This window comes from Leisingera daeponensis DSM 23529 (genome assembly GCF_000473145.1).
Lineage (GTDB): Bacteria > Pseudomonadota > Alphaproteobacteria > Rhodobacterales > Rhodobacteraceae > Leisingera > Leisingera daeponensis.
The window spans coordinates 36,466-61,991 of the sequence record NZ_KI421500.1; the positions used below are offsets into that span (position 1 = coordinate 36,466).

Here is a 25,526-nt window from a genome sequence, read left to right on the forward strand (position 1 = left end):
CCTCACGCCGCGCGGCTGCCGTCGGGGGCAAAGAAATATGCCTGCGCAGGGTCCATGTAGAAGTCGTGCAGCTCACCCACCTGATAGGGGTGGACGCCGTGGGCGAGGGACACCCAGCTGCCGGAGCCCATGTCGAAATGGGCAGAGCTTTCGGAGCCGGAAAGCTCGGTCACTTGCACCTGGCCTGACAGCTGCACATGGGCGCCGTTCTTTGCCACGGGCAGCACGTGGTGCGGGCGGATGGCGATGGTGTAGGTGCCATCGGCCAGACCGGCGGCCGCGCCGCTCAGTTCCCAGGTGACGCCGGCGCCCAGCCGGGCCGTGCTGCCCTGCTTGGTGATCTCGGCGGTGTTGATCGGCGGATCGGAGAACACCCGCGCCGCATCGACGTTGCCCGGGTTGCGGTAGATCTCGGCGGTGGGGCCGAACTGAGTGACCCGTCCGTCGCGCATCAGTGCGGTCTTGCCGCCCAGCAGCAGCGCCTCTTCGGGTTCGGAGGTCGCATAGACCACCACCGCGCCGCGGCCTGCAAACAGTTCAGGCAGCTGGTCGCGCAGCTCTTCCCGCAGCTTGTAATCGAGGTTGGCCAGCGGCTCATCCAGGAACACCGCGCGGCTTTCCTTGGCAATCGCGCGGGCCAGGGCGCAGCGCTGCTGCTGGCCGCCGGACAGCTCATGCGGGCGGCGGTGCAGCATCGGTTTCAGCTGCAGGATCGCAGCGGCCTCTTCCACGCGGCCTTCGATCTCCGATTTCGCCATTCCGGCCACTTTCAGCGGCGAGGCGATGTTTTCGAAAACCGTCATATGCGGGTAGTTGATGAAGAACTGATGCACCAGGCTGATGTTGCGCTTCTGGGTGCTGAGACGGCTGACATCCTCGCCATCCATCAGCACCTGGCCGCTGGCCATCGGGTCGAGGCCCGCCATCAGTTTAATGAGTGAGGTCTTTCCGGAGCCGGTGGCGCCGAGGAGGACGTTGAAGTGACCGGGCTCCAGCAGCAGGGATGTTTCCTTGATGTGCTGAATGGCGCCGACGCGCTTGGTCACACCCTTAAGTTCGAGTGCCATCTTGCTTTGACTTTCCGGCAGGCGGCCAGTTTGCGCGCGGGGGCAGGGCGCGCGGTATCTTGGGGAAGAAGGCCCCGGAAGACAGGAAAGGGTCTCCGGGGCCTGATGCAGCCCGGCCAGATGATGGGGATCGCTGGCCGGACCGGGAGGAGGGGCTTAGTTGGTTGCCCAGCGGGCCACCAGCTCGTCATAGTTGACGGTCTGGCCCTGCGGCTTCTCGTTCTCCAGCTTCGGCTTGGCGCCGCCGTTGGCGTGCCACCACTCCGCGTCCTTCTCTTCGTTCAGGCGCGGGCCGCAGCCGCCGTAGACATTCGCCTGTTCGTCTGCGCGCTGCATACGGCCCATGGTGATGTCCATTTCCTCGGCGAGACGGTCCATGGCTTCCTGCGGCGTGAAGGCGCCGGAGTTCACGTCACCGATCTGCTGCCACCAGATCTGGGCCAGCTTCGGGTAATCCGGAACGTTGATGCCGGTCGGCGACCATGCCACGCGGTCAGGCGAGCGGTAGAACTCGACCAGGCCGCCCAGTTTCGGCGCGCGCTCGGTGAAGCTTTCGTGGTTCACGGAAGAGTCGCGGATGAAGGTCAGGCCCACGTGCGATTTCTTCACGTCCACGGTCTTGGACACCACGAACTGGGCATAGAGCCAGGCAGCCTGGGCACGGTCCAGCGGAGTGGACTTGAGGAAGGTCCAGGAACCCACGTCCTGGTAGCCGACCTTCTGGCCTTCTTCCCAGTAGGGGCCGTGCGGGCTGGGCGCCATCCGCCACAGCGGGTTGCCGTCGCCGTCAACAGTGTTGTTGCCTTCGGACTGCGGCTTCACCATGTCGGCGGTGAAGGCGGTGTACCAGAAGATCTGCTGCGCCACGTTGCCTTGCGCCAGTGCCGGCAGCGACTGGTAGAAGTCATAGGACGCTGCACCCGGAGGCGCGTATTTGCGCAGCCATTCGTCCCACTTGCGGATCGCATAGACCGCCGCCGGGCCGTTTGCCGCGCCGCCGCGGGTCACGCTGGCACCGGCCGGGTTGCAGGAGCCTTCTTCCATACGGATGCCCCATTCGTCGATCGGCACGCCGTTCGGCTCACCCTTGGAGCCTGCACCGGCCATCGACAGCCAGGCGTCAGTCATCCGCCAGCCGAGGTCCGGCGCGCGCTTGCCATAATCCATGTGGCCATAGATCGCGGTGCCGTCGATTTCCTTGACTTGCTCGCTGAAGAATTCGGCGATGTCCTCATACGCGGACCAGTTGACCGGGACGCCCAGGTCATAGCCGTACTTTTCCTTGAACGCGGCCTGCAGGTCTTCGCGGTCGAACCAGTCCTTGCGGAACCAGTAAAGGTTCGCGAACTGCTGGTCGGGCAGCTGGTACAGGTCGCCGTCCGGGCCGGTGGTGAACTGGGTGCCCATGAAGTCATCCAGGTCGAGGCCGGGGTTGGTCACGTCCTTGAAGTCGCCTGCCATCATGTCGGTCAGGTTGTAGGCGAGCTGCAGGCGCGAGTGGGTGCCGATCAGGTCGGAGTCGTTGACGTAGGCGTCATAGAGATTCCGCTTGGTCTGCATCTGGGTCTGCACGGCCTGAACGACCTCGCCTTCGCCCAGGATCTGGTGGTTCACCTTGATGCCAGTGATTTCCTCGAACGCCTTGGTAAGCACCTCGGATTCGTAGGAGTGCGTCGGGATGCCTTCCGACAGCACGTTGATCTCCATGCCCTTGAACGGCTCAGCAGCCTGGATGAACCACTGCAATTCCGACAGCTGTTCATCCTTGGTCAGCACCGAAGGCTGAAATTCCTCATCAATCCATTTTTTGGCCGCCATTTCATCGGCATAGCCAATTGATCCCGCAACCATCGCGCAAACGGCGGCTGCGGACAAAAGATACTTCCGCATCTTTTTCCTCCCTGAAAGTCGCTTATCGCCAGCTGTGCATAGGCTGCATCTGGCTGTATAGAGCTTTCATAGGTTGGAATATGTTGTCAAACTAATTTTTTAGTATGCTTTAAATAATTGATTTTATTTAGTAAAAACGCGCCGTGCGGCGGCCGTTTTTCACGCGCAGCGGATGCCGCGGCGCAGCATTTCGGGTTGCGGCGCAACGCAAATTTTTCGCCCTGCCGGCGGTGAAAAAAAGCAGTCGCCGTGCCGGGGCATACCCGCTACAGAGGCGTCATGACGCAAGACAACACATTCGAGATTTTCCTGACCGCGCCGCCGGGTCTGGAACAGGCGCTGCTGGCCGAGGCCAAGGAGCTGGGTTTTGCCGCGCCCAAGGCGGTGCCGGGCGGGGTCACGGTGCAGGGAGACTGGCGCGAGGTCTGGCGCGCCAACCTGTCTGTGCGCGGGGCGGCGCGGGTTCTGGCGCGGATCGGCGAATTCCGCGCCTTTCATCTGGCCCAGCTTGATAAGCGCGCGCGCAAGTTTCCCTGGGGCGATGTGCTGCACCCGGACGTGCCGGTGAAGGTCGAGGTCGCCACCAACAAGAAGTCCAAGATCTACCACGCCGGCGCCGCCGCGCAGCGGGTCGAAAAGGCGATCGCCGAAACCCTCGGCGCCCCCGTCACAAAGGATGCTGCGCTGACGGTCAAGCTGCGGATCGAGGACAACCTTTGCGTCTTCAGCGTCGACACTTCGGGCGAGGGGCTGCACAAGCGCGGCCATAAATCCGCCGTCGGCAAGGCGCCTATGCGCGAAAACCTCGCCGCCCTGTTCCTGCGCGAATGCGGTTTTGACGGGACAGAGCCGGTGGTGGATCCGATGTGCGGCTCCGGCACCTTCGTGATCGAGGCGGCAGAGATCGCCAAAAGCCTGCTGCCCGGCCGCAGCCGCAGCTTTGCCTTTGAACAGCTTGCCACATTTGACGCGGACGCTTGGGCAGACCTCAAGCAGCAGGGCGAAACACGCAAAACGGATCTGCTGTTCCACGGCTCCGACCGCAATGCAGGCGCTGTGGAGATGTCCGCTGCCAATGCGGAGCGTGCCGGGGTGGCGGACTGCACCCGTTTCGCTCAGGCGGCGGTCAGCGATCTGCAGCGCCCGGACGGCCCGCCGGGCCTGGTCATCGTCAATCCGCCCTACGGTGCCCGGATCGGCAACAAGAAACTGCTCTTTGCCCTTTACGGCGCCTTGGGGCAGGTGCTGAAAGAGCGGTTCTCCGGCTGGCGCGTGGGGATCGTCACCTCGGAAACCGCGCTGGCCAAGGCGACCAGCCTGCCGTTCCTGCCGCTTGGCGCACCGGTCGCCCATGGCGGCCTGAAAATCCGCCTGTTCAAGACCGGTCCGCTGCCCTGAGCGGACCGGGACAGGCAAGAGGGCGCCCTCAGGCGCCCTCCCGGCTGTTTGGCCTGAGGGGACAGGCTCAGCCGAATTCGTGCATGTCGCCGGTGCCGCTGCCGGGCACAGTGCCGCCATCACCACCGGTCCCCTTGGTTCCGCCAGACCCCTTGGTGCCGCCGGAGCCGTCTTCTTTCTCTCTGCCGTCACGCCAAGCCTCGTAGCCCTTGCCTTTCCAGCCAAAGCGGTCTGACAGGTGGCTGCCGGACCAGCGGTTAAAAGCCCGCCTTGCACGCCGCCGTTATTATAGCTGTTGCCGCTGCAAGCCTGCTCGCCGCCCCAGCCCCACGAAAAATCTCCCCGGCCCGTCTCTATCCCAGGCAACCCCTTGAATCCCGATTGCGGAGTGGCCGGCAGCCGTGCCGCACCGGCGCCTATATTGCCGCCCTATCCCGGCTCACGGCCCCCTCAGCCGCAACTTCGGGACCGCAGAACTCGCCTTTACGGCAATGTCCGCGGGCCGACGAATTCTCGCTTCTGTGACGTGCCGTCCGGGGTTCCGGCGAGGAGATCCGGGCGGCTATCCTGCTGCTGGTCACACCGGGGGAGAAGACATGCAGCAGGCCGAAGATTTCCGCGCCGAAAGCCGCGCCTTGGCGGCCATTCTGGCAGATCTGCCAGAGGCGGCGTTCCATAAAGCGACCCAGTTCAAGGACTGGACCATCGACCATGTTCTGGGGCACCTGCACCTGTTCAACGCCGCGGCGGAAGCATCGCTGCAGGGGGAAGACGCGTTTGCCGCCTTCATCGCGCCGGTGCTGCAGGACATGCAGGCGGGCAGGACGATCCTCGAATGCCAGTTCCCCTGGCTCGGCGGCCTCTCGGGCCGCGCGCTGTTTCACGCCTGGCGGGAGGGGGCGGAGCGCTGCGCCGACGCCTATGCTGCCGCGGACCCCAAAAGGCGGCTCAAGTGGATCGGCCCGGACATGAGCGCGCTGAGCGCCATCACCGCCCGGCAGATGGAGACCTGGGCGCATGGCCAGGAGGTGTTCGACCTGCTGGGGCTGCAGCGGCAGGACCACGACCGCATCCGCAATATCGCGCATCTGGGGGTGGCCACCTATGGCTGGAGCTTCGCCAACCGCGGGCTGCAGGTGCCGGAGCCTGCGCCGTTTGTGCAACTGACGGGGCCGTCGGGGGCGGTTTGGGAGTGGAACGAGCCGCAAGACGGAAATTCCGTCAAGGGCAGCGCAGTGGAATTCGCGCAAGTGGTCACGCAGGTCCGCAATGCCGGCGACACCAGCCTGCAGGCGGAAGGCGCAGCAGCGCAGGAGTGGATGCGCATCGCCCAATGCTTTGCCGGCCCGCCGGAAACGCCCCCCGGCAAGGGCAGCCGCTTCATCGCAAAGACCTGATGCACAGGCTTTAGGCACGGGCGTTATGCACAGGTCTTTTCTTCGGGCCTGTTCCGCCTTGTTCCCTGGCTGGCAAAGTCCCGGTTCACGTGAAATGCAGCCTGGCTGGCGGGCAAGGACAGCGAAGCGCTCCCGCCCGGCGTCGGCCGACCTGGCGGACGGCCTGTGCCCGTTGGGCGTAGCGCCGCGCTTTGCGCGGCGCTACGCCCAAGGCCGCCAAGGGGGCGCGGCGCAGCCGGGGCACCTGCGGGCGCGGGAGCGCTTCGTTATTCCAGGCGCGGGCCTGTGCCGGGCGCCAGACGGGGCGCCCTCGAAAGCGTCAGTTCCGGACGGCAGACAGCCGCCGCCGCTCAGCGGCGGTTCCAGGCGCGGCTCAGCCCCTCCAGCGCCATGCGGCCGGGATCGGCAAGGGTGACCGGCAGCGCCTGGGCCTCCAGTGCCGCCCCGTAGAGCGCCTGCAGCGGCGGCTCTGCGATCAGCGCCAGGTTCTGGCCCAGCCAGTAAGGCCGCGCTGCCGCCAGTTCAGCGCCAAGCAGCAGGCCCCAGATCCGGGCGCGCGCGGCGGCCGCGGGCAGCTCATCCAGAACCGACGAAGCCTGGACCGCCGCCAGCCGGGCCGCCAGCTGTTCCGGCCTGGCAATCCCGTCCGCTGCCGCCTCCGCCAGCGCCGCCTTGTCCCAGCCGCCCGCTGCCTCCAGTCCCATCGCCTGCGCCGCTGCCTGCGCCATCTGGCCGGTCAGGGCGCTTTGGAAGCTGACCGCCTCGCGGGCGCTGACCTGCACCCAGTGGGTCACCGCTCCGGGCAGGCACACCACCCCGTCCCAGTCCGGGTTCAGCTGCAGGAAACCGCTGAGCCGGGCCAGCGCGCCCTGCATCACGCCGCAGGGCGCCGCCTGGCGCAGACCGGGCAGGGCGTGGATCTCCAGCCCGTCCAGCCGGGTTTCGCCCAGCGGCAAACCGGCGGGCACCGCCGGGACCGGATGCGGCGGCAAGAGGGAGCTGCCGCCCAGCACGACCGGGCAGATCGCGCCGCTCACGGCCTGGCGCAGCGCCGCGGCCAGCGCGGCAGGGCTCCCGTCCGGCAGCTGCAGCACCTGCGCCGGAGCTGCGGCCGGCGCGCCGGGGGTCACAGACCAGGCGGTGAGCGTCAGCCCGTCCAGATTGGCAGCCAGCCAGCCGGCCGCGCTTTGGGGAGGGTGCATGATGTCCTCATTTCTCTGCCATGGCTTTGCCGGCGGTTATGGCGGTGATTCCCGGTCCCGGCAAGGGCGCGGCGCGCAGCCGTACAGCCGCAAATACCCGTAAGGAGAGGTGTCTGTCCGCAGGTATGCGCGTCATAGGCTAAAACGCAGGCCATTTCTGCAAAAGACAGGCCGCGCAGCGCTGCGCCCGGCGCGCAATATCCAGTACGGTGAGAGCGCCGGGCCCGGGCTCTGCCTGTCCTCCCGGCCGGCTGCCGCACCGGACGGCCGCGCGTGACTGACCCCGCCAATCCGGAACACGGGTTGCACCGTAAACACTGAAACAGGCCGTGACAGCAACAGGAGAGACCGCAAACATGCCCGCCGCACCGGTACCGCACAATGCCATATTTGCCCAGCTCGCCGCGCGTCACCTGCTGACCCAGGGGTTCACTCCCGCCGCCGTGTTTGCCGGCACCGGTTTCGGCCAGGCCCTGCTGAACCAGGAAGAGCCTGCCGCCCCCTTCGATGCGATCGCCGGTTTCTTCAGCCGCGCTGCGGAGCTGACCGGCGATCCGCTGTTCGGCTTCCGCCTCGGTTGCGCCAGCGACCTGCGGCTGGCCGGTCTCTTGGGCTATATCGCCCGCACCTCGCCGACCGCGGGCTGCTTCCTGCGCAACATCGCGCGCTATGCCGGGGTGATGAGCGACGCCTGGGACGTGGACACATCCCGGCTTGCCTCGCACGGAGAGTTCGCCTGGTCCTGCACGGCCGCGTCCGGCCAGCAGACGCACCAGTATATCGAATTCCTCGCAGCGCTGTTCTTTTCCGCTCTGCGCGAGGCCGCCGGAACGCGGATCGAGCCGCAGGAGGCGGCCTTTGTCCACCAGCGCCGCCGCGGCGCCGAGGAGATGGCGGCCTTTTTCGGCTGCCCGGTTCGGTTCGGGGCTCCGGCCAGCCGCATTGTGTTCAAACCCGAAGACCTGGATCTGCCGCTGGCCAGCGGCGACCGCCTTCTGCTGCGGGTGCTGCGCGCCTTTGGCGACCAGATGCTGCACGGGCGCGGGCTGGGGCGCAAAAGCACCGACCTGACGGCGCAGGTCGAAGAAGCGGTGTCCGCCCGGCTGTCCGGCGGCACCGCATCGCTGGCGAATGTGGCGGCGGATCTGGGCATGAGCCCGCGCACCCTGTCGCGCAAGCTGGCCCGGGCTGGCACCAGCTACTTCACCGTTCTTGAGGAATTGCGCAAGGCACTGGCGATCCGCTATCTGCGGGAGACCAGGCTGCCGCTCTCCGAGATCGCCTTTTTGCTGGGCTATTCCGGGCTGAACAGCTTCAGCGAGGCTTTCCGGCGCTGGACCGGGCAAAGCCCGGGGCAGTTCCGCGGCGGCTGACCGGCTGAGACCGGGCGGTATCAGCAGCGATTCTGCCCCTGATTTCACCGGCTTGGGAACAATTCCGCAATCTTTCCCGGCATTGTTTCCGCTCTCATCGCCGTTTTGTGGCTTTTTTCGGGCTTTCCCGGCTCCTCGCCACAATTTGCGCGAATTTTCTAAAATTTAGTTTAATTAGGGGTGACTGCAGAAACGCAGTGCCGCCAGGGGATTAGGCGGCCAACAAGAACGGCGCGGGCGCGTGGGGGCGCGCCCCGTTTTGGAACCTGAAAATCAGTAGTGGTGTTCTGCCGCCGATGGCGCGCGGGAGGCCGGTTTGAGTTTATACACGGCCGCCTCGTCAAGGGGGTGGTCCAGCCGGTTTCAGGCTGGGTAGCGGGGGTTTACAATGAAAGATTTGGTTCCCGGAGGGGCGGGGCTGTCTTTTGTGCAGTTTGAGCAGGACACCGGGGGCGCCACTCTGCCTCACCGGCCTCTGCAGCATCTGCGCTTGCAGCCGATCAACATGAATGCAGGCCTGACCGGCTTCGCGGCGGCGGGACGGCCTGTTGCCCGGCCCGGCCGCCGGGCTGGCGGCAGCGGCTACCGGATCGCAGGCAAGCGGGCCCTGGACCTGCTGCTGGCCATCCTCAGCCTGCCGCTGACGCTGCCGGTTGTCGCACTCTGCGCCGCCGCGCTGTGGCTGGAGGGCGGGCGGCCGTTTTACACCCAGCCGCGTCTGGGCCGCGGCGGCAAGGTGTTCCGCATCCTGAAGCTGCGCACCATGGTGCGCGACGCCGATGCCTTGCTGCAGCACTATCTGGACAGCGACCCTGCCTTGCGCCGGGAATGGCAGGACACCCAGAAGCTCAAGAACGATCCGCGCATCACCCCGGTCGGGCGGCTGCTGCGCATGACCTCTCTGGATGAGCTGCCGCAGCTTTGGAACGTCTTCAAAGGCGACATGAGCCTGGTCGGCCCGCGCCCGATGATGCCGGAACAGCTGCCGCTTTACGGTGATGCTGCCGCCTATTTCGCGCTGCGTCCGGGGATCACCGGCGTCTGGCAGGTCTCTGTGCGCAACGAAGGCAGCTTTGACAGCCGCGTGCGGGCCGATGTCGAGTACCGGGACGGGCTGTCTCTGGGCCGCGACCTGGGGCTGATCTGGCGCACCTTTGGCGTGGTGATGAAGGGGACGGGATATTAACTTCTGTCTGATCCTATGCAGACCCGCCATCCGGGCCTGGCAGCAGATCAGCCAGCCATTGCGGAGGGCAGGCTTGTGAAGCATTTTGCGATATCAGGGGCGTGCGGCGCCATCCCGGCCCGCGGCCCGCATACGGGACTGGAAGACGATGAGGATGGCATGAGCGAGCATGGCTTCAAGCGGTTCCGCCGCCGCCGTGCGCCGGCGGCGGACATGCCGTCTGCCGACGGCGGCACCGGCCCTGCGGAGCCGCCGCAGCTGGCTGCACCCGCTACGCCGCCGCAGGCGCAGCTGCCGGCCCGTCTGCCGGAACCCTGGGACCGGATCCGCCAGGTGCCGTTCGGCAAGGGCGCTGAGCCGGCCGCGCAGCTGCCGCTGGTCAGCCGGTTCCGGACCTCGCCTGCGGCCAAGTCCTTTGACCTCCTGCGCACCCGGCTGCTGCACAGCCTGAAGGCGCGCGGCTGGAACCGGGTCGCGGTAACGGCGCCCGCGGCGGGCTGCGGCACCACCTTCTCGGCGGTCAATCTGGCGCTCAGCCTGGCCCGGGTGCCGGGCAGCCGCACCATCCTGATGGACCTGAACTTCCGCCGCCCCGGCATGGCCCGGGCGCTGGGGATTGAGGCGCAGGGCGATTTGTCCGCCTTCCTGTCCGGAAGCACCCGGATCGAAGACCAGCTCGTGCGCCCGCTGCCATCGCTGGCGGTTGGCCTTAACCGGAGCGCGGATCAGAATGCGGCGGAACTGCTGCAGAGCGGAAGCTGCGCCGAGGCGCTGGACGCCATGATGCTGCGCTCGGGCGCCGATACCGCGCTGTTCGACCTGCCGCCGGTGCTGGAGCATGACGACACCGCGGCCTTCCTGCCGCAGGTGGACGCGGTGCTGCTGATCTCTGATGGCACCAGCACCACCGCCGCGCAGCTGGCCGCCTGCGAAAAAATGCTGGCCGGCCATACAGAGCTTCTGGGTGTGGTGCTGAACCGGGCGCGAAGCACGGACAGCCCGCTGAACTGACCATCCCGGCGTCATAGTTTTGCCCGGTTGCTGTGGTCAGACTCCGGGCGCGGTCCGCTGCAGGGCGGGCCGATCCGGCACAGCCAGCAGCCAGGGGCAGCCGGCACAGGCGACGGGCACTGGGCAACGGGCAGGGGCAAGAGAGCAGGAAGATGGGGCCGATTTACTCGCTAGGCGACTTTTGGGACATGGTGCGGCGCAGACTGTTCACCATCGTCTGCGTTTTTATCCTGGGCTGCCTCGTCTCGCTTTGGTTCGCCGCCAGCCAGCAGCATGAGTATGAGACCGCCGAGGTGCTGCAGGTCACCCAGCCGCAGATCGCGGGCGAGCTGGCCAAATCCACCGTCGAGGGCTCTTCCGCGCGGCGCATGCAGCTGATCGAGCAGCGCCTGATGGCCCGCGGCACGGTGCTGGAAGTCATCGAAAAATTCGGCCTTTATGCGGATATGGAAGCGCTGACCCAGCTTCAGAAAGTGGCGCTCCTGCGCGAGTCGGTGCGGATCACCGGCGTCGCTGCCGCCCGCGAAGGCTTTGCCGATGATGGCACCATTTCGGTGCTGACCATCACCGCCCGGATGCCCACCGCCGAACAGGCGCAGCAGGTCGCCAGCGAATTCGGCCGCCGCACGATTGAGCTGAGCGTCGCCACCCGCATTGATCAGGCCCGCGAAACCCTCAGCTTCTTTGCCGGCAAGGAAGCCGCGCTGGCCGATCAGGTCGCCGCGCTGGAAGATGAAATCGCGGCCTACCGCAACGAAAATGACGTGACCTTGCCGGGCACCATCGAATTCCGCCGGGCAGAGATCGCAGCCCTGAACGAAGGCCTTCTGGAAATCGCCCGCGAACGGATCGAAATCCGCCGCGCCGCGGATCAGGCGCTGGCCACCGAACGCCCCGCCACCGCCCGCCGGTTGCAGGAGGAAGCGGAGCAGAACCTGGCCACGCTGGACGCGCAGGAGCAGCTTTTGACCCGCCGCAGGGCCGGGCTTGAGGCGTCCTTGCAGACCACCCCGGAGGTGGAGCGGCGGCTGGGCGCCTATGACCGGCGGCTGGAGCAATTGCAGGCAGAGCTTGCGCAGATGACCGCCCGCCGCAACGAGGCAGAGGTGGGCTTCCGCCTGGAAACCGGCCGCCAGGCAGAGCGTCTGACGGTGATCGAACCGGCGCCGCTGCCGGATTACCCGGTGACCGGCGCCCGCAAGACCAAGGCGCTGATGGGGGCCGCGGCCAGCCTGCTGGCGGCGCTGCTGGCCGCCTTCCTGCAGGAACTGCGCCAGCCGGCGCTGCGCACAGCCGCGCAGATGGAGCGGGAAACCGGCCTGGTGCCCGTGGTTACCATCCCGGTGATGGACACCCGCCCGCCGCGCCGCGCGCTGCTGGACCTGCTCAGGCGCAGAAGCTAGGCATCAGGCACCTTCTCCCGGCAGCCCGCGGCAGGGCACTGCCCTCAGAGCGCGTTTGCGATGCAGGCGTCTATGGCGGTGCCTAAGGGGTGCCAAGAGCAGCTGCCATTGCAGCGACTTCCGGCCAGTGGCAGCTCAGCGCGGCTCCGCCTGCCGCAACCGTCAGCAGCGCATAGCCCGCATCATGCAGCGGATCCCAGACATGGTGGCGGCGCGCCAGCCGCACCAGCACCGGATAGGCGGCCAGCATCGCCAGCCCCAGCGCTGCAATGCCGCCCGCCAGGCCGAACCACACCACGCCGCCCAGGAACAGCGCTGTCTGCAGGCAGGCGCGCGCGGCTGAGAACACAAAGAACCCGCGGCTGTCGCCCGCCGCCAGCGCCGCCTGGTCATAGGTCATGGTGATCACCGCAGGCGCCAGCGCCAGCGCAATCAGCACGATCATCGGCCCGGCCTGCACATAGCGGTCATCATACAAGAGCTGCACCAGCCACGGCCCGGCCCAGGCCATCGCCAGCAGCATCGCCAGGATCGCTGCCGTCAGCCCGCCGCGCAGCTGCCGCTGCCGCCGCAGGTTCTCGGGCGCTTCCTGCGCGGGCTTGTCGCGATAGACCGGGATCATCAGCCGCTGGTTCACCGCATGGCCCAGCAGCATCGGGAAGCTCGCCAGGAAATAGCCGATGTTATAGATCCCCAGCACTTCCAGCGGCACGAACTTACCCAGGATCGCCCTGTCCCCCTGCGAGGTCAGGAACCAGAAGGCGGTGGACAGGAAAATCCACTTGCCGAAATGGATCAGCTCCTGCGCGGCGGCCTTCTCCCAGCGGAACCGGTTGGCCGCGCCCGGCAGGCCGAAATGGCACAGGGCCAGCTTGGCCGCAGCCTGGATCACCCCGCCCAGAACCAGTGCAATCACCGACTGCGTTGCCAGCGCCAGCGCAATCATCGCCGCCAGCCCGATCACCTGGCCGCCCAGGTCCAGCACCGTGACCCGCCCCGCCAGCAGATGCCGGTGCGCGGTTTCGATCCGTGTCGGGTTAAAGCCGGCAATCGCCAGCCCGGCGCCTGCAACAGGCAGGTAAACCAGCAGCTCCGGCGCGCCATAAAACGCCGCCGCGGGCCAGGCCAGCAGCGCCGTCAGCGCCCACAGGCCAAAGCCGCGGATCACCTGAATGGTCCAGGCCGTGTCCAGAAACGCCGGATCATCCCCCCGTTTGTTCTGGGCAATCGACGGCCCGATGCCAACGTCCGAAAACAGCGATAGCCCCACCGTCACCACGGTGACCAGCGCCATCAGGCCGAAGGCCTCGGGAAACAGGATGCGGGTCAGAATCAGGTTGGACGCCAGCCGCAGGGCCTGGCTGCCGCCATAGCCGATCATCAGCCACGAGGCCGAGCGCAGCACCCGCGCTGCCATCCCCTGGCCTGCAAAATGCGATGCAACCCGCTGCATGTTCTATAAGGCCCCCCAACGTCCGGTACCGCAGGCTAGGGAGGCGGGGCAGGGGCGTCAATCGCGGGGACGCCAACGGTGCAGCAGACAGCTTCAGCAGCCCGGATCCGCAGAACAATCCCGCCACCTGTGCCGCATTCTCCACGCCTGCGCGACAAGCGGAAGGGGGTGCTGGGCAAGCCGCGAAACCGCCGCTAACCTGCGGCGGACACTTGCCTTTTTACACGGATTTTTCAGCATTGAAGATCGCCTATGTCCTGAACACCTATCCGCAGCCGTCGCACAGCTTCATCCGCCGCGAGCTGCAGGCGCTGGAACGTCAGGGCGTGGACATCCTGCGTCTGGCGATGCGCCCCTCCGGCGCAGCCCTGGCAGATCCCGGCGATCAGGCCGAGGCGTCGCGCACGGAGTATGTTCTGAAGGCCGGGGCCGGGCGTCTGCTGGCGGGTTTGGCACGGGAGACGGCGGCGCCGGCCCGGTTCGGGCAGGCGCTGAAGCTGGCGCTGAAACTGGCGCGGGCCTCCGGCAAGGGCGTCCTGCGGCACCTGATCTACCTGGCCGAGGCAGCCTATGTGAAACAGCGCTGCGCAGCTGAAGGCGTGCAGCACATGCACGCGCATTTCGGCACCAATTCCGCGGCGGTTGCGATGCTGGCGCATGTTCTGGGCGGTCCGGGTTACAGCTTCACCGTGCACGGGCCGGAGGAGTTCGACGCACCCCACGCCCTGTCGCTGGGCGAAAAGATCAACCGGGCCAGGTTCACCGTGGCCGTCAGCAGTTTCGGCAAAAGCCAGCTCAGCCGCTGGGCTGCGTTCGGCAAATGGGACAGCCTCAAAGTGGTGCATTGCGGCATCGAGCCGGACCGCTTCGCCGATCCCGCGCCGCTGCCGGAGGGGCCGCTGCGGCTGGCCGCCATCGGGCGCTTTGTCGAGCAGAAGGGCCAGATGGTGCTGGTCCGCGCCATGGCGCGCCTGGTGCAGGAGATCCCGGACCTGCATCTTGCGCTGATCGGCGACGGGGAGATGCGCGCGGATCTGGAAGCGGAGATTGCCACGCAAGGGCTGGGCGGAAACATAACCCTGACCGGATGGCTGGCGGAGGACGGCGTGCGGGCGGAGCTGGCCCGCGCCCACGCTCTGGTGATGCCCTCCTTTGCCGAAGGCCTGCCGATGGTGGTGATGGAAGCAATGGCCGCCGCCCGTCCGGTGGTCGCGACATATATTGCCGGCACTCCGGAACTGGTCGTGCCGGAGCAGACCGGCTGGCTGGTGCCGGCCGGGGACGAGACCGCGCTGGCAGAGGCGGTGCGGGCGCTGGGGCAGATGCCGTCCGGCCGGCTCGCGGCCATGGGGCAGGCTGGCCGCGCCCGTGTTCTGGACCGCCACGACAGCGCAGCCGAGGCAGAAAAACTCGCCGGATATTTCCGCAAAGCCATCTCAGAGTAGCCGCCAGAGCGCTCCCGCCCGCCGCCGCCGCATCCGCGGGATGCGCCGCTCCGGTTGGGCCAGGCTCAGCGCCAAGGGCGCTGAGCCTGGCCCAAGGCCGCCAAGGGTGCGCTGGCGCAGCCAGGGCATCCTGCGGGCGCGGGAGGGCTCTGCCTTGGCAACCGCAATCAGCGCCCGCGGGTCCAGCGGGAGTGCGAGGCGTAAAGCGGGGATTTGACCGCCAGGGCCACCGAGCCGTAGACCAGAAATCCGGCCGGATCCGCCGCCAGCAGCTTCAGAACCGCACCACCGCCTGCGGGCGGCTTGTCGTCATTTCGCAGCAGCTGCGGATACCGGGCGGCCACTTCCGCCACCCCGGCGTTCTGACGCCGCCGCACCCGCACCAGGTTGCGGAACCCCTCGACCATCGGCCAGCTGTAGCCTGCCGCCACCTGCACCCGCTCCGCCGGGGCAAAGTGCAGCCGGGCAAAGGTGTCATCGGCGATGATATCCGGCCAGTCCCCCCAGCGCTCCCGCCCTGAGCGGTTCATGGCAAAGACGCCGAACCCCGGCACCCCGCGGGTGAAGAACGGCAGCCGTGTCCACAGCCGCGCATAGGCCCGGGTCACCGCGCTGCGGGCAGGGGCCACCTGCGGGCGGCCGCTGGCATAACGCGGCGCGCCGTCCGCCAGGGCCTCAGCCAGCTGCGCAATCAGCGCGGGCGAAACCGTCACGTCGGCATCCAGATAAATCAGGATATCCCCGCGCGCTGCGGCGTCGCCGGCGGTCAGCGCGCGCAGCTTGCCTCCCTCTGGCAGCTCCAGCACCTCAAGCGTCCAACCAGGCGCCGGCTTACACGACCGGGCCAGCGCTGCGGTTTCGTCAGTGCAGCCATTGGCCAGCACCAGCACCTCGCCCGTCATGCCGCGCGGCAGCGGGTCAGAGGCGAACACCGCCTCCAGGCACGCCCCGATATAGCCCGCCTCGTTATGGGCCGGGATCAGCACCGACACCCGCGGCCTCATTTCACCGCCTCCAGCGCGTCCCAGCGCGGGTTGGCGTCGCCCAGGGTGCGCAGTGCGCCCCAGCTGCCCCATTTTCCGGTCGCTCCCACGTCGGCATAAGCTGTAAACAGAGCGCCCCCAAGCGCGCGCCAGCCCGCCAGCAGCTCGCGGTAGAGCGCCCCCATTTCGGGCGTGTAGTTGAAATGAGTGAAAAAGCCGGTCAGTGCGTCATCCTCCACCATCGGGCCGATCCCGGTCACATGGCTGCCGCCCTCATACATGATCATCTCCAGCCCGTGCTTTTGCGCGACGCCTGCATGATAGGGCAGCACCCGGCCCAGAAGATCCGCCAGCGTGTCGGTACTGTCGCCCGAGATCAGCCCGTCGCGCAGCTCGGCCCCGGCCTGGGCAGAGGCCGCATCATACTGGTGCCGAACGGTAAATTCCGCCGCCGCGGCCCCGGTCAGCCCGCGCTCTGCCGCATCCGCACGGGCCTGATCCCGGCTGGCGGCAATCCAGGCGCGGACCTGGCCGGCGCGGTCTTCCAGCCCCAGTATGCCGCCGAAATAGCCGGTCACCGCGTAAGCGTCGAAATAGGCCGCAGGCGCCAGCCGGTCCGCCCGTTCCGCCTTCCACAGCGGTGCGGTCAGCACCTGCTCCTCGAGCCCCAGCCAGCCGGTCTGCGAGGAGATCACCCGCACCAGCCGTTCGCTGCCGGCTCCGAAAACCTCCGTCCAGATCTGCGCCACCTCCGCCGCGCGGCCGCCATAGAACTGCATCCAGAGGCCGTCACCGCCCCAGCGCGCCTGTGCCTGTGCGTCGGCCCAGGCGGCCTGCTGGAACTGCCAGTTCCAGACCTCATTGGAATACTCGGCATAGGCGCGCAGATCCGTTTTCAACTCTTGCTCCGTCAGGCGGGCGAACTGGCGGACATAGCTGTCATCCGCCATATGCGGCATGGTGAACCAGGCATCGGCCCCCAGTCTATTGGCCAGCGCCAGCATCACCTCGGCCGGAACCCCCTTCAGCGCCCAGGTGTAGTCCTGCGGCAGCGGGCGGTCCTCCCAGCCGGTCTGGGCCGAGTCATTGGTGGCCATCCAGTCCATGAACCGCAGCGCGGCAAACCCCTCCAGCCGCTCCAGCCACAGGGGGTTGAACAGCGCGCCGCCGTCAAAGGCTTCCAGATGCTCTTCCTTCACCACGGTGATATTGCGCACATAGCCACCATCCCGGCCCATCCGCTGAATGCGGATTTCCACCGGACCGGGGCCGGGGGTGTAATCGAACCGGACTTCGCCCTGGCCATAGCGGACGTTTTCCGCGCGGCCCGAAACTTCGACAATGCCCTTGCCCTCGAACCGCAGCACATAGCGGCCCTTCAGGGATACTGCCTCCTGCGGCAGGTCGGTCAGGATCACCGTCCCGATGGAGCCCAGTTCGGGCGGGATCGCGGTGGGCCAGCCATCCGGATCGAGATAGCCCGCCGCCTGCAAGTCGCCGTGATCCGAACCGCCCCACTGGCCGGGCAGGTGGCCGATCCAGGGCCGCGCGGTTTTGAAGTGGTCCAGAAACGGGGCCTGGGTGCTCCAGTCAGCAATGCCTGCCAGATTGATGGCGACGGGCTGGCGCGCGGGCGGCTCCGCCAGTCCGGGCCCCGCTGCCGCCGGGGATGCGTTCAGCATGGGGAGCACCGGATCTTGCGGCAGCGCCGCCGGCGCCGCGGGCAGGGCTGCGGTGCGCAGGCTGCCCCCTTGCGCCGCGGCCCAGGCAATGTCCTGCAGCCGCGCCGCCAGTTCTGGCGCCGGCGCAGGATAGGGCTTGCCCCAGCGGTCCTTGAGCCGGTGCGGCAGGCCCGAGGGGTTTTCCCCGGTCAGCACCGCGTATTGCAGCAGCGCCAGGAAGTAAAAGCCGGTGGCGTTGGGGTGGATGTCATCGGCAAAGACATCACGGATACTGGCAAGCCCGGGCATCGTGCCCGCCCGAATGGCATCGTCCAGCCGCGCCATCGCCTGGCCTGCGGGCAGCAGCTTCACATCGCCGCCGGTTGCGGCATTGACGCCGTCCACCACCGCCTGCCAGCGCGGCAGATCCTGTTTCAGCCGCTGCCGCCAGGGCGCATCCGCACCGTCGTCAAAGGGCACCGCAGTGCCGGTGCCGCTGTTCAGGCTGTGCCAGGTTTCCTGCAGGTAGAACTGCACCTCCGGGCTGGCGGCGCGGGCCAGTTCATAAAACTGCGTCACCGCCTGTTCCGTGCCGCTCCATTTCAGGTGATTGGCCAGCGGAATGGCCTCCGTCACGATCACCGCGTCCGCCGGGCGGCGCAGCCTTTCACGTGAATCAACACCCTCCGCGGTGGCACTGTGCTGCCAGTTGTAGCTGAGCGGCGCACCGTTGATGATCTGCGCCTCCACCGTGGCCTCGGCACGGGTATCCAGCAACTGGTCCAGCATCTGCGGATTGTCCGGCCCGAACAGCGAATGCCCGATCATCACAACCGAGGTGATCAGCGCCTCCAGGCTCATGCCGGCCCCTCTGCCGCCGCCAGACCGGTGCGGGGCAGGGCGCGCACGGTCTCCCAAACGATTGCCTGCACTTTGGCCGCCGCCTCGGGGCTGAATGCTTCTGCCGGAGTGCCATCGGCACGGCTCAGCTCATGCGGCAGCCCCGCGGGAGAGCGCTGGTACAGCACCGCATAATGGGTCAGAGCAATCACATAGGCCCCCAGATCGTTGATATGGATCGGGTCCAGTCCGCCGTCAGGCGTGCGCGCAAACAGCGATTCACGTGAAGCCAGTCCGGGGATCTCCCCGGCCTCCGCCGCCCGCGCCACTGCCGCCAGCACCTGCCCGCCGGGGATCAGATACACCGGATGGCCCGGATTGCGGCGGCTGTCCGGCGCCAGAAGCTTGCCGGTCCACAGCGTTTCCAGATCACTTCCGATCCGCTCCAGCCAGCCCTCGGGGTCATCCAGCCGGTGCCAGGTCTCATAAAGGTAAAGCCGGGTCTGTGCTGACGCCTGCCGTGCCAGATCCGCCCATTTTCCCAGATACTTGGCCGCCTCGAAATACTTGACCGCATCGCGCAGCTCGACCATCTCCGTCAGCACCACGGCGCCGTATTCGCCCGACCCGACGGCCTCCTTCGCATCGCGGTAGGCAGGCGCGCGGTTGGCGGTTTCGAAATCGAGGATGTTTTCCTCCGGCTCCCAATGCGCCCGCAGCGGCGTGCCCGACCCCAACTGGCTGTTATACTCATGCCCCTGTGGCGCCAGTTGTGCCAGCATATGCGGCATGTCCGGCCCGACCAGCGAATGACCCAGGTGAAACACCTTCAGCGGCGCCTCCGGCGGGGTCAGCGGCGGCGGCACCGGCACGCTGCGGCTGCGGGTTGCAAACACCATCAGCCCCAGCGTTGCGGCTGCGGCTCCCAAGGCCAGAAACCCGCGCCGGCCCATCATCGGCGCCCCCGGATTTCCGCCGTGGTCATGATCAGCCCGGCCCCGATCGCAAACCGCCCGCCGACAGACTCGCCGCGGGCAAACGGCGGCCGCTCGGCAGTGAAAAACGCTTGATAAGCCCCCGCCGCCAGATCGAATTCCAGCTCCATCCCGTCAAAGCCGTAAAACGCCCGGCTGAGCGTGTACTGGCATTTATAGGCCGCTTCCTTGGCGGAAAAGATCACCTTGGCCATCTGTCCCGGATTGTCCTGGCCCCTTAGCCAGGCCTGCTCCCGCTCCGAGCAGATCGCGGGCAGCAGGTCGTCCTTCAGCGGCGTGTCTTCCTCCACGTCGATGCCCAAGGCCTGCACCTCGCCCTCGCGCGCCAGCACCGCCATGGCGCAGCTCTTGGTGTGGGTGATCGAGCCGACCACCCCCGCAGGCCAGACCGGCGCCCGGTCGCTGCCGACCTGCACCGGGGCAGGGGGGATCTGCAGCTGCCGCATCGCCTGATGCACCGCGGACCGCCCGGCGGCAAACTCGTTGCGCCGCTTCTCCACCGCGTTGGGCGACAGGCCGGCGGCCTCATCAGCCAGCGGCGGCGGCGGCGTGCCCAGCGGATCCGCCCCGGCCAGCGCCACATCGGCGGCAAAAAGCGGCCGGACCAGGGCCAGCCGCTCTGCCAGTTTGCTGTTGGTCTCTGTCATCCAGCCTTTGCCCTGCGGTTTGCCCGCATGGCCCGCCGTTTAGACATGGTGTCGGCGCGGTCCGGCCCTGCGGCTGCTTCAGGCTGTTTTTCCGTATTTGCCGGGGTGCCTGCAAGCCCTTCGATATGCGCCGCAAGCCCCGCAAGTGTCGGAAAGCGGAAGATGTCGGTGATCGACAGCGCCGCCGTGCCCAGTTCCGTGCGCAGCTCCCGGTGCGCCTGCACCGCCAGCAGGGAATGGCCGCCGAGCGCAAAGAAATTGTCCTGCGCCCCGATGCCGCTGACGCCCAGGATACGGCTCCAGACGGTGGCGATCCTGGCCTGCGCACCGGCGTCCAGCGGCACCGCCGGGGCGGCCTCAACCCGCGCAGGCTGCGGGTCCGGCAGCGCCTTGCGGTCGATTTTCTTGTTGGGCGTCAGTGGGAAAGCCTCCAGCGTGACGATATGCGCCGGCACCATGACCTCCGCCAGCCGGGCCGCCAGCGCCTGTTTCAGCGCCTCCCCGGACACCGGCGCAGAGGTTGTGACATAGCCGGCGAGCTGTTCCGCTCCGGCCTCTCCGCGCGGCACCACCACGGCGCCGGTCACACCCGGCTGCGCCGCCAGTGCTGCCTCGATCTCGCCCAGCTCGATCCGCTGGCCGCGGATCTTCACCTGATGATCGGTGCGGCCCAGGAACATCAGATTGCCTTTTGCCGTCCAGCGCACCAAATCGCCGGTGCGGTACAGGCGGCCAGCAGCGAACGGTGTGTTAACGAACCGTTCAGCGGTCAGCTCCTGCCGCTGCCAGTAGCCCGCCGTGACACCCGCGCCGCCGATATACAACTCCCCGGGAGTCCCCGCGGGGACAGGCGCTCGATTTTCGTCCAGCACATAAACCTGCGTGTTGGCAACCGGCGTGCCGATCCCCGCTGTCCCTGCGGGGACAGTGGAAATTTTCTCGACTGTGGACCAGATCGTGGTCTCGGTCGGGCCGTACATGTTGCGGATCTCTGCCCGGGTCGCGTCCCTCAGTGCCTGCACCAGATCGCCGGGCAGCGCCTCGCCGCCGACCAGCAGATGCTGCAGCTGGCCCAGGCAGGCGCTGGCGTCCGCGTCCGCAGCTATCATCCGCGCCATCGACGGCGTGCATTGCATATGGCTGACCCCATGCCGCACGATCTGCGCCGCCAGCGAGAAGTCATCCGCCGCCAGCTCCTGCGGCGCGTTCGACAGGCGCAGCACCTCGGCCAGCGGTTTCAGCCCTTCCAGAACCACATCAGGCGCAATGCCGTAGTCGATCAGGCAGGCGACCTCATCCACACCGATGCGCTTCAGCTGCTCGACCCGCTGGCAGGCGTCCTGGATGGTGCCAAACAACCCGGAGTCCTCGAAATAGCGCTCGAAAGCAAAGTCGAGGATCGCCTCCAGCTCCTCCTCCGACAGCATCCCCAGGTCCATCTCGAAGGGGTTGTTGACGCCCTCCGGTTTCTTGAAGGCGGGGAAGGCCCAGGCGTATTGCTTGATCAGCCCGGCGGCGGAGCGCAGGTAGTCCTTCATCGGCTCGCGCGCGACCCGGCGGGCCTCCTCGCGGGTCTCCGCCAGATAGCTGTGCAGCATCAGCGTGACCTTGAAATCCGCGGGGTCATGGCCCGCCTCACGCAGGGCGTCATGGTAGATGCGGATCTTGCCCGCCACCTCCTCGATGCTTTGCCCCAAAAGGTGGGTCAGCACATTGGCCCCGATCGCACCGGCCTCGCGCCAGGTTTCCGGGTTGCCCGCGGTCGTGACCCAAACCGGCAGCTCCTTGGACACCGGGCGGGGCTGGGTGATGACGCTGTGCTCGCCGCCGTCCTTGCGCGGGAAGGCGACTTCCTCGCCGCGCCACAGCTTGCGCACGGTTTCGATGGCGTCAAACATCGCGGCCTTGTTGGCGGGCGGCGTGTTTTCGGGGCGCAGGATGAAATCATCCGGCTGCCAGCCGGAGGCAAAGCCGATGCCCGCACGCCCCGCGGTCAGGTTGTCGATCACCGCCCATTCCTCGGCAATCCGCGCCGGATGGTGCAAGGGCGCCACGCAAGAGCCGGAGCGCACGCCGATGTTCTGCGTCACCGCGGCGACAGCGGCTCCGGTGACCGACGGGTTCGGATAGGGGCCGCCAAAGGCGTGAAAGTGCCGCTCCGGCGTCCAGACCGCGTTGAAACCGTGCCGGTCGGCAAACTTGGCACCTTCCAGCAGCAGATGGTATTTCTGCGGTCCCGGCCCGTCGTCATTGCCCCAGTAGAACAGGTTGAAATCCATCTTCTGGCTGCTAAGCGCCACAGGGCCCTTGGACAGCTCCAGCCGGCTCTCGTCGCTGGACAGAACCAGCTTTAAGCCGCGCGAGAGGGTCCAGAACAGCTCCAGCACCGAGATGTCGAAGCTGAGGCTGGTGACGGCCAGCCAGCCATCGCCCTCCTGATGCGGGATGCGGGCGTCCATGCCGGTGAAGAAGTTCGACACATTGGCATGGGTAACCATCACCCCCTTGGGCAGGCCGGTAGAGCCGGAGGTGTAGATGAGATAGGCCAGATCGCTGCCGGTGGCGCCGCCGGAGATGTTTTCCCCGGCTGTCCCCGCGGGGACGGCTTCGATGTCCAGCACCTCAGCGTCCGAGGCCGGCAGGCTGCCCGCCAGCGCGCTTTGCGTCACGATGACCTGCGCCTGGCTGTCTGCGATGTAATGCGCGACGCGGTCAGCGGGGTAGGCAGGATCCAGCGGCACATAGGCGCCGCCGGCCTTCATCACCCCAAGCGCGGCAAACACAAGTTCCGGTGCGCGGCGGACGTAAATGCCGACATGGCTGCCCGGTTTCACGTTCATTTCACGCAGGCGGGCGGCCACCGCATTGGCGCGGGCGTTGACTTCGCCGTAGGTGAAGCTCTGGTCTTCGAACACCAGCGCGGTTGCCTCCGGGGTCTTGGCTGCCTGCGCCTCAAACGCCGCGTGGATGGTCTGACCGGCGGGGTAGTCCGCGGCGGTCTGGTTCCAGTCCTCCAGCAGCAGCTTGCGCTCGGCTTGCGGCAGGATGGGCAGCTCTGCAACCGGGCGGTTTGCGTCCTGTGCAATGGCGGCCAGCACCAGTTCCAGCCGGGCGGCGAGCAGTCCCGCGGATTTGGCATCCAGCCGGCTGCTGTCGGTGTGCAGCACCATCTTGCCGCCGCAGAAGGTGACGGTGGCGATGCAGCCGCCGACCGGCAGGTCCCGATCCAACGACAGGCCGATTGCGGGCTGCGCCTGGGCCGGAATTGCCGGGTCGCGGGCCACCAGATCCTCAGGGTACCCGCCGTATTTCCGGGCCTTTTCAATTTCTTCTGCTGCGCGGCCGGTAAGATCCTGCAGCATCTGGCCGCGCTGCGCCTGTACCGGCACCCAAGGGGAGATCAGGCCGGGCAGGGCGTCCGTGCTGCCAGCGGCGAGTGCCACATCGGCGGCGTTTTCCCCGCTGCTGAGCAGCGCCCAGGCCAGCACCCCAGCAGCCGCCTGGCCCTCACTGAGGGCAGCCGGCAAGGCGATCTCAGAGCGGCCGAACCCGTCCCCTCCGGCATCCGAGGCCAGCGGCACCTGCACCGGCTGCATCGCGGCAAGCCGCCCGCGCCAATGGCTTTCGCCGCCCTGCGCCGCAGCGAGGCGGATGGTGAGCGCCTCCGCCTCCGCCGCGGTCAGGGCGGGCAGCATTTCCCCCGCCTGGGCCAGTTTGGTGATGTCCAGCGGCTGACCCGCAGGCGTGGTCAGGCGGGAGAGGGTCAGGGCGCCGTCGCCGGTTGCGATTGTCACGCTGGTATTACGGGCTTCGAGAACCGTTCCCGGCGCGCCGCTGCCGTCCGCGGTCTCTGCACCGCCGGCCAGCACGATGGCCCCGCCGATCCGCAGTTTGGCGGCGCACATCGGGTTCCAGTAGCCGCCGGTATCGAGCGCGCGCACCAGCCGGGCCAGTTCCGCCGCAGGGCGGGTGAAGTCGAGCATCCCGCCTGCTGCCGGGCGGTCGGATTTTTTGAACAGGCGGCGCTGGCTCAGGTCTTGCTTCTGGCGCTTCAGTTCACCGGTTTCCAGCTGCGTGACGACCTCGCCGAAGCTGTCCATCGCCGCGGCATAGCACTTGGAGTTGAGGCTGAAGGCGGTCTCGTCCGCCGCCACGTCGAACAGGCGCTGAGCCAGGATATCGCCCTCATCGACGCCGCCCTCGATCAGATGCCAGGTGATGCCGTGCTGCGGCTCGCCGTTGATCAGCGCCCAGTTCGGGGTGTTGAGGCCCGCGTAATGGGGAAGGGGGCCGTCGTGGAAGTTGACCGCGCCCTTGGCGGCCAGGGCCAAGACCGCATCGGGGATCACGGTGAGGTTGGCAACTGACAGCAGCCAGTCAAAACCGCCGGTCAGGTCCGCGGGTTTTTCCAGCAGCGTCAATCCCTTGTCCGCGGCCCAGTCGCGGATGCCGGCGTCTTGAGAGACCACCGCCCGGATCTGGTGGCCGCGGGCCAGCAGCGCATCGGCGCAGCCGATCAGGAGGGATTCATTGCCGATCAGGGCACAGGTGAATGCGGTCATTTCTGCTCCTTTGCAAGCGGAGAAGGGAGGCGCGTTTCCGTTGAAGTTCTGCGGCGCGGCGCAAACAGCGCGCGCAGGCTGTGCAGGCACAGATCGCGCAGGAAATGCGGCGGATCGGCTTGCGGTTTGTTCTGGATCAGGCGGCGCAGGCCATAAATCAGGCTGCCGCCAATGCGGGCCAGCGTGGCGGCAGCGGCATAGGCACGGCCGTGGTTTTTGGTGAAGTAGTGCAGGCGCGAGTCGAACCAGTACTGCGGCGTGCGCTGCCAGCCCCTCATCCCGGTGGAGGCAGAGCCGATGTGCGCCACCTCGCTGGCCGGCACGTAATGGGTGCGCCAGCCCGCGCGGGCGGCGCGGCGGCACAGGTCGGTTTCCTCGAAGTAGAGGAAAAAGGTCTCGTCAAAGCCGCCCGCGGCCTCGATCACCTCGCGGCGGATCATCAGGCTGGCGCCGGCGGTCCAGTCCACCTGCACTTCGCCCTGCGGCATATCCATCGCCACCACCCAGGGCTTCAGCAGGCGGGTGAAGATGCCGGTGCGCACGCTGGCCTCGAACTCCCCCGCGATTGAGGGGAAGCGGAAGGCGGTGCGGTGCGGTTCCCCGTCGGTGCCGCGCACGTAGGAGCCGGCCAGGCCTGCGCCGGGATGCTCCAGCAGGAAGTCGCGCAGGGTGCGGATGGTGCCGCCCTGCACGAAGGCGTCGGAGTTCAGCAGGTAATAGAACTCCGGCGCGCGGCCGTCCGCGAGGCCCGCCTGGATGCCGATGTTCATGCCCGCGCCAAAGCCGCCGTTGACCGGCGAGGCCAGCAGCCGCAGCCGCCCGCTGTCCAGCCAGCCGCGGGCCTCTGCCCCGGCGCGGATCTGCTCAAAGGAGCCGTCGCCGGAGCCGTTGTCGATGATCAGCAGCTCGCCCGGCAGGTCCTCCATCTCGCGCAGCGCCGCTTCGGCGGCCTGCAGGGTCATCTCCGGCGTGCGGAAGTTCAGGAGGATGGTGAGGATACGCTGCTGGCTCAT

At 67.4% G+C, this 25,526-nt stretch carries 17 protein-coding genes; 7 read left to right on the forward strand and 10 right to left on the reverse strand.

Annotation, left to right across the window (positions count from 1 at the left end; all coding sequences use genetic code 11):
- Window positions 1–2 precede the first annotated feature (2 nt).
- Together DAEP_RS0100560 and DAEP_RS0100565 are read right to left on the reverse strand one after the other, a co-directional pair.
- The gene (locus DAEP_RS0100560; RefSeq protein WP_008554620.1) at window positions 3–1,067 is read right to left on the reverse strand and encodes an ABC transporter ATP-binding protein; all 1,065 of its coding nucleotides are present in this window, start codon (window positions 1,065–1,067) and stop codon (window positions 3–5) included.
- A 156-nt stretch (window positions 1,068–1,223) separates the two neighbouring features.
- Window positions 1,224–2,957, reverse strand: coding sequence for an ABC transporter substrate-binding protein (locus DAEP_RS0100565; protein ID WP_008557731.1), 1,734 nt, complete (start codon window positions 2,955–2,957; stop codon window positions 1,224–1,226).
- 279 nt (window positions 2,958–3,236) lie between these two features.
- On the opposite strand from DAEP_RS0100565, the gene DAEP_RS0100570 reads away from it, so the two are divergent.
- Window positions 3,237–4,355, forward strand: a complete 1,119-nt coding sequence (locus DAEP_RS0100570) for a THUMP domain-containing class I SAM-dependent RNA methyltransferase (RefSeq protein WP_027243297.1) — start codon at window positions 3,237–3,239, stop codon at window positions 4,353–4,355.
- Between the two features lie 596 nt (window positions 4,356–4,951).
- Window positions 4,952–5,752 carry a TIGR03084 family metal-binding protein gene (locus tag DAEP_RS0100575; RefSeq protein ID WP_027243298.1) on the forward strand — a complete coding sequence of 267 codons (801 nt, stop codon included), beginning with the start codon at window positions 4,952–4,954 and terminating at the stop codon, window positions 5,750–5,752.
- A gap of 350 nt (window positions 5,753–6,102) precedes the next feature.
- Here the strand turns inward: DAEP_RS0100575 and DAEP_RS0100580 are convergent, their stop codons facing one another.
- Window positions 6,103–6,954 (reverse strand): 2-dehydro-3-deoxygalactonokinase, encoded by an 852-nt coding sequence (locus DAEP_RS0100580; RefSeq protein WP_027243299.1) that lies wholly within the window; start codon window positions 6,952–6,954, stop codon window positions 6,103–6,105.
- Between the two features lie 329 nt (window positions 6,955–7,283).
- On the opposite strand from DAEP_RS0100580, the gene DAEP_RS22370 reads away from it, so the two are divergent.
- The 4 genes from DAEP_RS22370 to DAEP_RS0100600 all read left to right on the forward strand — a co-directional run bounded on the left by DAEP_RS22370 (window position 7,284) and on the right by DAEP_RS0100600 (window position 11,927).
- The gene (locus DAEP_RS22370) at window positions 7,284–8,327 is read left to right on the forward strand and encodes an AraC family transcriptional regulator (RefSeq protein WP_161787053.1); all 1,044 of its coding nucleotides are present in this window, start codon (window positions 7,284–7,286) and stop codon (window positions 8,325–8,327) included.
- Between the two features lie 388 nt (window positions 8,328–8,715).
- Window positions 8,716–9,513, forward strand: a complete 798-nt coding sequence (locus tag DAEP_RS0100590) for a sugar transferase (protein WP_027243300.1) — start codon at window positions 8,716–8,718, stop codon at window positions 9,511–9,513.
- Between the two features lie 159 nt (window positions 9,514–9,672).
- Window positions 9,673–10,524, forward strand: a complete 852-nt coding sequence (locus DAEP_RS0100595; protein ID WP_342665819.1) for a CpsD/CapB family tyrosine-protein kinase — start codon at window positions 9,673–9,675, stop codon at window positions 10,522–10,524.
- Between the two features lie 152 nt (window positions 10,525–10,676).
- Window positions 10,677–11,927, forward strand: coding sequence for a GumC domain-containing protein (locus tag DAEP_RS0100600; protein WP_027243302.1), 1,251 nt, complete (start codon window positions 10,677–10,679; stop codon window positions 11,925–11,927).
- An 82-nt stretch (window positions 11,928–12,009) separates the two neighbouring features.
- Here the strand turns inward: DAEP_RS0100600 and DAEP_RS0100605 are convergent, their stop codons facing one another.
- A complete protein-coding gene (locus DAEP_RS0100605) occupies window positions 12,010–13,380 on the reverse strand; it encodes an oligosaccharide flippase family protein (protein ID WP_027243303.1) in 1,371 nt (456 codons plus the stop codon).
- A gap of 239 nt (window positions 13,381–13,619) precedes the next feature.
- On the opposite strand from DAEP_RS0100605, the gene DAEP_RS0100610 reads away from it, so the two are divergent.
- Window positions 13,620–14,825 (forward strand): glycosyltransferase, encoded by a 1,206-nt coding sequence (locus DAEP_RS0100610; protein ID WP_027243304.1) that lies wholly within the window; start codon window positions 13,620–13,622, stop codon window positions 14,823–14,825.
- Between the two features lie 167 nt (window positions 14,826–14,992).
- Here the strand turns inward: DAEP_RS0100610 and DAEP_RS0100615 are convergent, their stop codons facing one another.
- Genes DAEP_RS0100615 through DAEP_RS0100640 form a run of 6 tightly spaced genes read right to left on the reverse strand, consistent with a single transcriptional unit; the run spans window position 14,993 to window position 25,526 of the window.
- Window positions 14,993–15,829, reverse strand: a complete 837-nt coding sequence (locus tag DAEP_RS0100615; protein ID WP_027243305.1) for a glycosyltransferase family 2 protein — start codon at window positions 15,827–15,829, stop codon at window positions 14,993–14,995.
- Window positions 15,826–18,330 (reverse strand): hypothetical protein, encoded by a 2,505-nt coding sequence (locus DAEP_RS0100620; protein WP_027243306.1) that lies wholly within the window; start codon window positions 18,328–18,330, stop codon window positions 15,826–15,828. Before DAEP_RS0100620 ends, DAEP_RS0100615 begins: the two co-directional genes overlap by 4 nt.
- Window positions 18,327–19,262 carry a hypothetical protein gene (locus DAEP_RS0100625; protein ID WP_084204479.1) on the reverse strand — a complete coding sequence of 312 codons (936 nt, stop codon included), beginning with the start codon at window positions 19,260–19,262 and terminating at the stop codon, window positions 18,327–18,329. The genes DAEP_RS0100620 and DAEP_RS0100625 overlap by 4 nt, the downstream gene beginning before the upstream one ends.
- Window positions 19,262–19,951, reverse strand: coding sequence for a 4'-phosphopantetheinyl transferase family protein (locus DAEP_RS0100630; protein WP_008553299.1), 690 nt, complete (start codon window positions 19,949–19,951; stop codon window positions 19,262–19,264). Before DAEP_RS0100630 ends, DAEP_RS0100625 begins: the two co-directional genes overlap by 1 nt.
- Window positions 19,948–24,513: a MupA/Atu3671 family FMN-dependent luciferase-like monooxygenase gene (locus tag DAEP_RS0100635; protein WP_027243308.1), complete on the reverse strand. Its 4,566-nt coding sequence runs from the start codon at window positions 24,511–24,513 to the stop codon at window positions 19,948–19,950. The genes DAEP_RS0100630 and DAEP_RS0100635 overlap by 4 nt, the downstream gene beginning before the upstream one ends.
- Window positions 24,510–25,526, reverse strand: a complete 1,017-nt coding sequence (locus DAEP_RS0100640) for a glycosyltransferase family 2 protein (RefSeq protein ID WP_027243309.1) — start codon at window positions 25,524–25,526, stop codon at window positions 24,510–24,512. Before DAEP_RS0100640 ends, DAEP_RS0100635 begins: the two co-directional genes overlap by 4 nt.

Bases quoted from the DNA above. Each gene is read 5' to 3' on its own strand.
- DAEP_RS0100625 (WP_084204479.1), bottom strand. From the start codon at position 19,262: ATGGGCCGGCGCGGGTTTCTGGCCTTGGGAGCCGCAGCCGCAACGCTG.
- DAEP_RS0100580 (WP_027243299.1), bottom strand. From the start codon at position 6,954: ATGCACCCTCCCCAAAGCGCGGCCGGCTGGCTGGCTGCCAATCTGGAC.
- DAEP_RS0100620 (WP_027243306.1), bottom strand. From the start codon at position 18,330: ATGAGCCTGGAGGCGCTGATCACCTCGGTTGTGATGATCGGGCATTCG.
- DAEP_RS0100570 (WP_027243297.1), top strand. From the start codon at position 3,237: ATGACGCAAGACAACACATTCGAGATTTTCCTGACCGCGCCGCCGGGT.
- DAEP_RS0100575 (WP_027243298.1), top strand. From the start codon at position 4,952: ATGCAGCAGGCCGAAGATTTCCGCGCCGAAAGCCGCGCCTTGGCGGCC.
- DAEP_RS0100600 (WP_027243302.1), top strand. From the start codon at position 10,677: ATGGGGCCGATTTACTCGCTAGGCGACTTTTGGGACATGGTGCGGCGC.
- DAEP_RS0100615 (WP_027243305.1), bottom strand. From the start codon at position 15,829: ATGAGGCCGCGGGTGTCGGTGCTGATCCCGGCCCATAACGAGGCGGGC.
- DAEP_RS0100640 (WP_027243309.1), bottom strand. From the start codon at position 25,526: ATGAGCCAGCAGCGTATCCTCACCATCCTCCTGAACTTCCGCACGCCG.
- DAEP_RS0100605 (WP_027243303.1), bottom strand. From the start codon at position 13,380: ATGCAGCGGGTTGCATCGCATTTTGCAGGCCAGGGGATGGCAGCGCGG.
- DAEP_RS0100590 (WP_027243300.1), top strand. From the start codon at position 8,716: ATGAAAGATTTGGTTCCCGGAGGGGCGGGGCTGTCTTTTGTGCAGTTT.
- DAEP_RS0100565 (WP_008557731.1), bottom strand. From the start codon at position 2,957: ATGCGGAAGTATCTTTTGTCCGCAGCCGCCGTTTGCGCGATGGTTGCG.
- DAEP_RS0100560 (WP_008554620.1), bottom strand. From the start codon at position 1,067: ATGGCACTCGAACTTAAGGGTGTGACCAAGCGCGTCGGCGCCATTCAG.
- DAEP_RS0100630 (WP_008553299.1), bottom strand. From the start codon at position 19,951: ATGACAGAGACCAACAGCAAACTGGCAGAGCGGCTGGCCCTGGTCCGG.
- DAEP_RS0100635 (WP_027243308.1), bottom strand. From the start codon at position 24,513: ATGACCGCATTCACCTGTGCCCTGATCGGCAATGAATCCCTCCTGATC.
- DAEP_RS0100595 (WP_342665819.1), top strand. From the start codon at position 9,673: ATGAGCGAGCATGGCTTCAAGCGGTTCCGCCGCCGCCGTGCGCCGGCG.